Raw genomic sequence first — 6,745 nt, forward strand, 5'->3', positions numbered from 1 at the left:
GGGCCACCGCGGCGGCCCGCACCGCGCTCCGCACGCCGGCGGCCCTGCGCCGCGCGCTCAGGCGCCCGCGGCCGACTCCGCCCGTCGCAGCACCCTCGCCTCCCAGGGCTGCAGCAGCGCGGGATCGGCCACCGGGCCGGGGACGTTGCCGAGGACCAGCTCGGCCGTGGTGAGGAACGCGGCGTCGAACCCCGCGCCCGCCGCGGCGGGATCGGCCGCCAGCAGCGCCGCCACGTCGACCGGGCGGCCGCCGACGTTGCAGAGCACCAGCAGGTCGGCGGAGGCGGGCAGGTGCCGGCGAAAGGCGTAGACCTGCTCGTCCTCGGGCAGCAGCAGGGTGAACTCTCCGAGAGCCACGACGGGGTCGGTGTGCCGCAGCTCGATCAGGCACCGGTAGTGGTGGAACACCGAGTGCTCGTCGGCCCGGGCGGCCTCGGCGTTGACCTCGGTGTGGTTCGGGTTCACGGGGATCCACGGCGTCCCCGTCGTGAACCCCGCGTGCGGGGAGGCGTCCCACTGCACGGGCGTGCGGGCGTTGTCCCGGCCCATGGCCCGCAGCCCTCCGAGGACCTGCTGCGGGTCGGCGCCCGCGGCCACGGCGGCGCGGAAGTGGTTCACCGACTCGATGTCGCGGAAGTCCTCGATCGCGGCCAGGGGCGCGTTCGTCATCCCCAGCTCCTCGCCCTGGTACACGTACGGCGTCCCGCGGTGCAGGTGCAGCAGCGTGGCCAGGCAGGTCGCCGAGCGCACGCGGTGCGCGGGGGAGTCGTCGCCGAAGCGGGACACCACGCGCGGCTGGTCGTGGTTGTTCCAGTAGAGGCTGTTCCAGCCGGTCGCCGCGAGGCCCGCCTGCCAGCGCCCGAACGACGCCTTGAGGTCGCTCAGGCGCAGCGGGCGGACGTCGAACTTCCCGCCGGGCCCCTGGTCGAGGCCGACGTGCTCGAACTGGAACACCATGTCGACCTCGGCGCGGGCGGGGTCGGTGAACAGGCGGGCGTCCTCGACGGTGACGCCCGGCATCTCCCCGACGGTCAGCAGGTCCGCGTCGCGGCCCGCGAACACCTCGGTGTGCATCTCGTGCAGGAACTCGTGGATGCGGGGGCCGCTCACGTAGGCCGCCGACCCGTCGCCGAGCCCGGAGGCCGGCAGGAGGGGGCCGTCGGGCAGGTGCCCGTCCGCACCGACGGCCTTGCTGACGAGGTTGACGACGTCCATCCGGAACCCGTCGACGCCCCGGTCGAGCCACCAGTTCATCATCGCGTAGACCGCCTCCCGGACCTCCGGGTTCTCCCAGTTCAGGTCCGGCTGCTTGCGGGAGAACAGGTGCAGGTAGTACTCCCCGCTCGCCTCGTCGAGCTCCCACGCCGGGCCCGAGAAGAAGCTCTCCCAGTTCGTCGGTTCCGCCCCCGGTTCCCCGGCCGCGGACCCCGCGCGCGGGCCGCGCCACCAGTACCAGTCGCGCTTGGCGCTGTCCGCGCCCGCGCGGGACTCGGCGAACCACGGGTGCTCGTCGGAGGTGTGGTTGACGACGAGGTCCATGACCAGCTTGACGCCCCGCGCGTGCAGGGCGGCGAGGAGCTCGTCGAACTGCTCCAGCGTGCCGAACGCCGGGTCGATCCCGCGGTAGTCGGAGATGTCGTAGCCGTTGTCGTCCTGCGGGGAGGGGTAGACGGGGGACAGCCAGACGACGTCGACGCCCAGGGCCGCGAGGTGGTCCACGTGCTGCAGGACGCCGCCGAGGTCGCCCAGGCCGTCGCCGTCGGAGTCGGCGAAGGAGCGCGGGTACACCTGGTAGACGACGGCGGAGGTCCACCACGGGGCGGCGGGAGCCGGCGCCGCGGGGGGCTGGGGATCGGTCACCGGGCCAGCCTCGCACCCGCCGCCGAGGTGCGCGGGGCAGGCCGGGGCGGGAGGCTTCCCCCAGTCGTCACGAGGAGGACCCGGTGGAGGACACCACGACCCGCGAGGCCGCCTGGACGCGCCCCCCGGGAGGCCCCCACCGCCAGACGGTGCGGCTGCGGGTGGACGGGCGCGACCGGACGCTCGAGGCGGACACCCGCACCTCCCTGCTCGACGCGCTGCGCGACGGCCTCGGCGTGATGAGCCCCAAGAAGGGCTGCGACCACGGGCAGTGCGGGGCCTGCACGGTCCTGCTCGACGGTTCCCGGTCGCTCGCCTGCCTGAGCCTCGCCGTCGCCGTCGACGGTTCGGAGGTCACGACGGCCGCGGGGCTGCCCACCGACGGCCACCTGCACCCCGTGCAGCAGGCGTTCCTCGACGCCGACGGCCTGCAGTGCGGGTACTGCACCCCCGGTCAGGTGTGCTCCGCGATCGGGGTCCTCGCGGAGGCCGCCGCCGGTCACCCGAGCCACGTCACCGCCGACCTCGACGCCGACGTCGTGCTCGACGCGGCCGAGGTGAGCGAGCGGATGAGCGGGAACCTCTGCCGCTGCGGCGCCTACGTCGGCATCACCGAGGCCGTGCTGCGGTGCGCCTCGGACGCCGCCGCCTCAGCTGCCTCCGACCCGGCCGCGGGCGGTGCCCGGTGAGGCCGTTCGCGTACGTCCGGGCCGACGACGCGGCCGGCGCCGTGGCGACCGTGGCGGCCGACCCGGAGGCCGGGTTCCTCGGCGCGGGCACGAACCTCGTCGACCACCTCAAGCTCGACGTCGAGCGGCCCGGGCTCCTCGTCGACGTCAGCCGGCTGCCGCTCGACGCCGTGGAGGACGTCGAGGGCGGTGGCCTGCGCGTGGGGGCGACCGTGCGCAACTCCGCCCTGGCCGCCGACCGGCGCGTGCGCCACGACTACCCCGTGCTCTCCCAGGCCCTGCTGGCCGGCGCCACGGGACAGCTGCGGAACATGGCCACGACGGCCGGGAACCTGCTGCAGCGCACGCGCTGCGTGTACTTCCGCGACGTGACGACGCCGTGCGCCAAGCGGGAACCGGGGTCGGGCTGCTCGGCGATCGGCGGCTACACCCGCTACCACGCCGTCCTCGGCGCGTCCTCGCACTGCATCGCCACGCACCCCTCCGACATGGCCGTGGGGATGGCGGTCCTCGACCCCGTCGTCGTCGTGCTCGGACCCGGCGGCGAGAAGCGGATCCCGTTCGCGGAGCTGCACCGGCTGCCGGGGGACTCCCCCGAGCGCGACACCGTGCTGGAGCACGGCGACCTCATCACCCACGTCGAGGTCCCCGCCTACCCGGCCGCCCGGAACTCCGCGTACCGCAAGGTGCGCGACCGGGCCTCGTACGCGTTCGCGCTGGTCTCCGTCGCGGCCGTCCTGGAGGTCACCGACGGGCGGGTGGCCGACGTGCGGCTGGCGTTCGGCGGCGTCGCGCACCGGCCCTGGCGGGCGCTGGCCGCCGAGGAGCTCCTGCGCGGTCAGCCCGCGACCGAGGAGACGTTCCGCGCTGCGGCCGACGCGGAGCTCGCCGCGGCGGAACCCCAGCCGGGCAACGCCTTCAAGGTGCCCATGCTGCGCGGCGCCGTGGTCGCCGTGCTGCGCGACCTGACCACCGCGGCCGCCCGCGCCGCGGGGACGGGGGAGGACCGGTGACCCTGCAGGCGGACCCGCCCTCGTCCCCCGCGATCGGCGCGGACCTCGAGCGCCTCGACGGCGCCCTCAAGGTCACGGGCACCGCGCCGTACGCCTACGAGCAGCCCGTCGAGGACCCGGTGTTCCTGCAGGTCGTGCAGTCCACGATCGCCCGCGGCCGCATCACGGCGGTCGACACCGCCGAGGCGGAGGCCCTGCCCGGCGTCCTGCTCGTCCTCACCCACGAGAACGCGCGCCGCGTCGCCAGCACGGACGACCTCGAGTTCGCCGTGCTGCAGGAACCCGACGTCGCCTACCGCGGCCAGGTCGTCGGGGCGGTGGTGGCCGAGGACGCGGAGACGGCCCGCCAGGCCGCGGCGCTGGTCCGGCTGACCTACGACGAGCAGCCGCACCGGGTGATCCTCGACGCCACCTCGACCCACCCCGACTCGCCCGACCTCTACAAGCCGGCGGCCGTGAACCCGTCCTTCGAGACCGACACGGAGCAGGGCGACGTCGAGGCCGGCCTGGCCGGGGCGGCGACGTGGGTGGACGTCCGGCTGTCCACCGCGTGGCTGAACAACAACCCGCTCGAACCCCACACCACCGTGGCGCGCTCCCACGGGGGCGCGCTGACGGTCCACGACTCGACGCAGGGCGTCCACACCGTGAAGGGGACCCTCGCGACCGTGCTCGGCCTGCCGGGCGAGCAGGTCCGCGTGCTCAGCCCCTACGTCGGCGGGGGCTTCGGCTCCAAGGGCAACCCGCACCCGCACGAGGTCGTCGTCTGCCTCGCCGCCCTCGCCCTGCCCGGCCGGTGGGTCAAGTACGCCGCGACCCGCCAGCAGATGTTCGCCTTCACCGGCTACCGGACCCCGACCGTGCAGCGGGTCCGCCTCGGTGCGGACGCGGACGGGCACCTGGTCGCCGTGTCCCACGACGCGGTCTCCCAGACCGCGACGGTGAAGGAGTTCGCGGAGCAGACCGCCGTGGTGAGCCGGCTGATGTACGGCTCGCCGAACATCCGCACCACGCACCGCCTCGCGGTGATCGACGTCCCGATCCCGTCCTGGATGCGCGCCCCGGGGGAGTGCCCGGGGATGTTCGGCCTCGAGGTGGCGATGGACGAGCTCGCCGTCGCGGCGGGCCTCGACCCGGTCGAGCTCCGCGTGCGCAACGACCCGCCCGTGGACCCGGAGACGGGCAAGCCGTGGGGGCAGCGCCACCTCGTGGAGTGCCTGCGCGAGGGCGCGGAGCGCTTCGGCTGGGCGGGCCGGGACCCGCGCCCGCGGCAGCGCCTCGTCGACGGCTGGTGGGTCGGCACGGGGGTGGCGAGCTCGGTCTACCCGGCGATGTCCATGCCCGGCAACGAGGCCCGGATCACCGCGCTCGACGACGGGTGCCTCGAGGTGGGCATCGGTGCGGCCGACATCGGCACGGGCGCCTGGACGGCGCTCAGCCAGATCGCGGCCGACGCGCTCGGCGTCGGCGTGGAGCGGATCCGGCTGCGCATCGGCGACAGCGACCTGCCCAACGCCAGCGTCGCGGGCGGCTCCAGCGGGACGTCGTCGTGGGGCGCCGCGATCGTCGGGGCCGCCGGCGCCTTCCGCGTCCAGCACGGCGCCCGCCCCGCGCCGGGCGCCAGCACCACCGCCGGGATGCTCGACGTCCCCGGCGCCGACGACGTCGCGCAGTACTCCTTCGGGGCGCAGTTCGCGGAGGTCCGCGTGCACGCCGACACGGGCGAGGTCCGCGTCCCGCGGCTGCTGGGCGTCTTCTCGGTGGGGCGCATCGTCAACCCGCGCACGGCCCGGTCGCAGTTCCTCGGCGCCATGACCATGGGGATGTCCATGGCCCTGCACGAGCAGTCGGTCGTCGACCCGCGCTTCGGCCACGTCGTCAACCACGACCTGGCGGAGTACCACATCACCGCCAACGCCGACGTCGTCGACCTGCAGGCGCACTGGCTCGACGAGCGCGACGCGCACCGCAACCCCATGGGCACGCGGGGCATCGGGGAGATCGGCATCGTGGGCACCGCCGCGGCCGTCGTCAACGCCGCCCACCACGCCACCGGGGTCCGCGTGCGCGACCTGCCCGTGACCGCCGACAAGTTCCTCTGAGCGGGCGCCCCCTACGCTGGCCCGGGCAGGCCGACCGCTCCGGGCTCGGCCGCAGCGGCCGGGAGGAGTGGACGACCGTGTCGGCGACGGGTGGGCAGGTCGTCAGCGACCGGGTGCTCACGATCCCCAACGGGCTCAGCCTGCTGCGGCTGGTGCTGGTCCCCGTGTTCGTGGTGCTGCTCGTCGGCCGCCACGACGGCTGGGCCTTCGCCGTCCTCGTCCTGTCCAGCGCCTCCGACTACCTCGACGGCAACCTGGCCCGGCGCTGGGGTCAGGTCACGCGGCTCGGGCAGGTGCTCGACCCCTTCGCCGACCGGCTGACGATCCTCACCACCCTGCTGGGCCTGGCCTACCGCGACCTGGTCCCGTGGTGGCTCGTCGCGGTCCTCGTCGCCCGGGACGTGACCATGCTGGTGACGCTGCCGTTCCTGGCGCGCGTCGGCCACGGCGTGCTGCCCGTGCACTTCCTCGGCAAGGCCGGGACCTTCTGCCTGATGTACGCGTTCCCGCTGATCCTGCTCAGCCAGGTCAGCGCCTCGATCGAGACGGTCGTCGCGTCGATCGGCTGGGCCTTCGCCCTGTGGGGCACCGGTCTGTACTGGTGGGCGGGGCTGCTCTACCTGCGCCAGGTCGTCACCGTCGTGCGCTCCGAGCGGGCCGCGGGCGGCGCGTGAGCACCCCGCCGTCACCGTCACCGTCGTCGCCGCCGCTGACGCCAGGTCCCGGGCCGCGGCCGGCCCGGCGCGACGCGAGCATGGTGCTGCTGACGGAGATCTTCGACCGGCCGCTGGACCCGGGCTACGCGGCCGCCGCGGCCCGGCGCGCGGCCGGTGAGGTGCCCCGCCGCTCGGGCCGGGTCCTCGGCGTCGTCGCCGCCGTGGCCATCGGCGGGCTGCTCGCCGTCGCCGGGGTCCGGGCCGCCGCGGGCGCCCCCGAGGCCGACCGCGGCCGCCGCGAGCTCCTGGCCCGCATCTCCGACAGCACCACCCGGACCGACGCCCTGGCCGCGCAGGCCGCGCAGCTGCGCGCCGAGGACGCCGCCCTGCAGGCCCGCCTCGGCGGGGCCGGCGCCGCCGCGGAC

At 75.4% G+C, this 6,745-nt stretch carries 5 protein-coding genes and 1 pseudogene; 5 read left to right on the top strand and 1 reads right to left on the bottom strand.

The genetic code is table 11. From position 1 onward, the window contains the following. Window positions 1-57: 57 nt before the first annotated feature. Window positions 58-1,860 (bottom strand): alpha-glucosidase, encoded by a 1,803-nt coding sequence (locus F1544_RS22685; protein WP_167588479.1) that lies wholly within the window; start codon window positions 1,858-1,860, stop codon window positions 58-60. Window positions 1,861-2,009: 149 nt separating this feature from the next. Between F1544_RS22685 and F1544_RS22690 the strand changes: the two genes are divergently transcribed. The 5 genes and pseudogenes from F1544_RS22690 to F1544_RS22710 form a co-directional block, all read left to right on the top strand. Continuing rightward, window positions 2,010-2,549: a 2Fe-2S iron-sulfur cluster-binding protein gene (locus F1544_RS22690; RefSeq protein WP_373368110.1), complete on the top strand. Its 540-nt coding sequence runs from the start codon at window positions 2,010-2,012 to the stop codon at window positions 2,547-2,549. After that, a complete protein-coding gene (locus tag F1544_RS22695; protein WP_167588481.1) occupies window positions 2,546-3,562 on the top strand; it encodes an FAD binding domain-containing protein in 1,017 nt (338 codons plus the stop codon). The genes F1544_RS22690 and F1544_RS22695 overlap by 4 nt, the downstream gene beginning before the upstream one ends. Then, complete coding sequence (locus F1544_RS22700; RefSeq protein WP_308470286.1) at window positions 3,559-5,664, top strand: xanthine dehydrogenase family protein molybdopterin-binding subunit; 2,106 nt, start codon at window positions 3,559-3,561, stop codon at window positions 5,662-5,664. Before F1544_RS22695 ends, F1544_RS22700 begins: the two co-directional genes overlap by 4 nt. A gap of 77 nt (window positions 5,665-5,741) precedes the next feature. Beyond that, entirely contained in the window at window positions 5,742-6,338 is a 597-nt protein-coding gene (gene clsA, locus F1544_RS22705) for a cardiolipin synthase ClsA (protein WP_167588482.1), read from the top strand. Between the two features lie 80 nt (window positions 6,339-6,418). Further along, window positions 6,419-6,745: pseudogene (locus tag F1544_RS22710) on the top strand (DUF881 domain-containing protein); the annotation flags it as partial.

Origin of the sequence: Kineococcus rubinsiae, from assembly GCF_011839805.1 — a bacterium.
Classification (GTDB): domain Bacteria; phylum Actinomycetota; class Actinomycetes; order Actinomycetales; family Kineococcaceae; genus Kineococcus; species Kineococcus rubinsiae.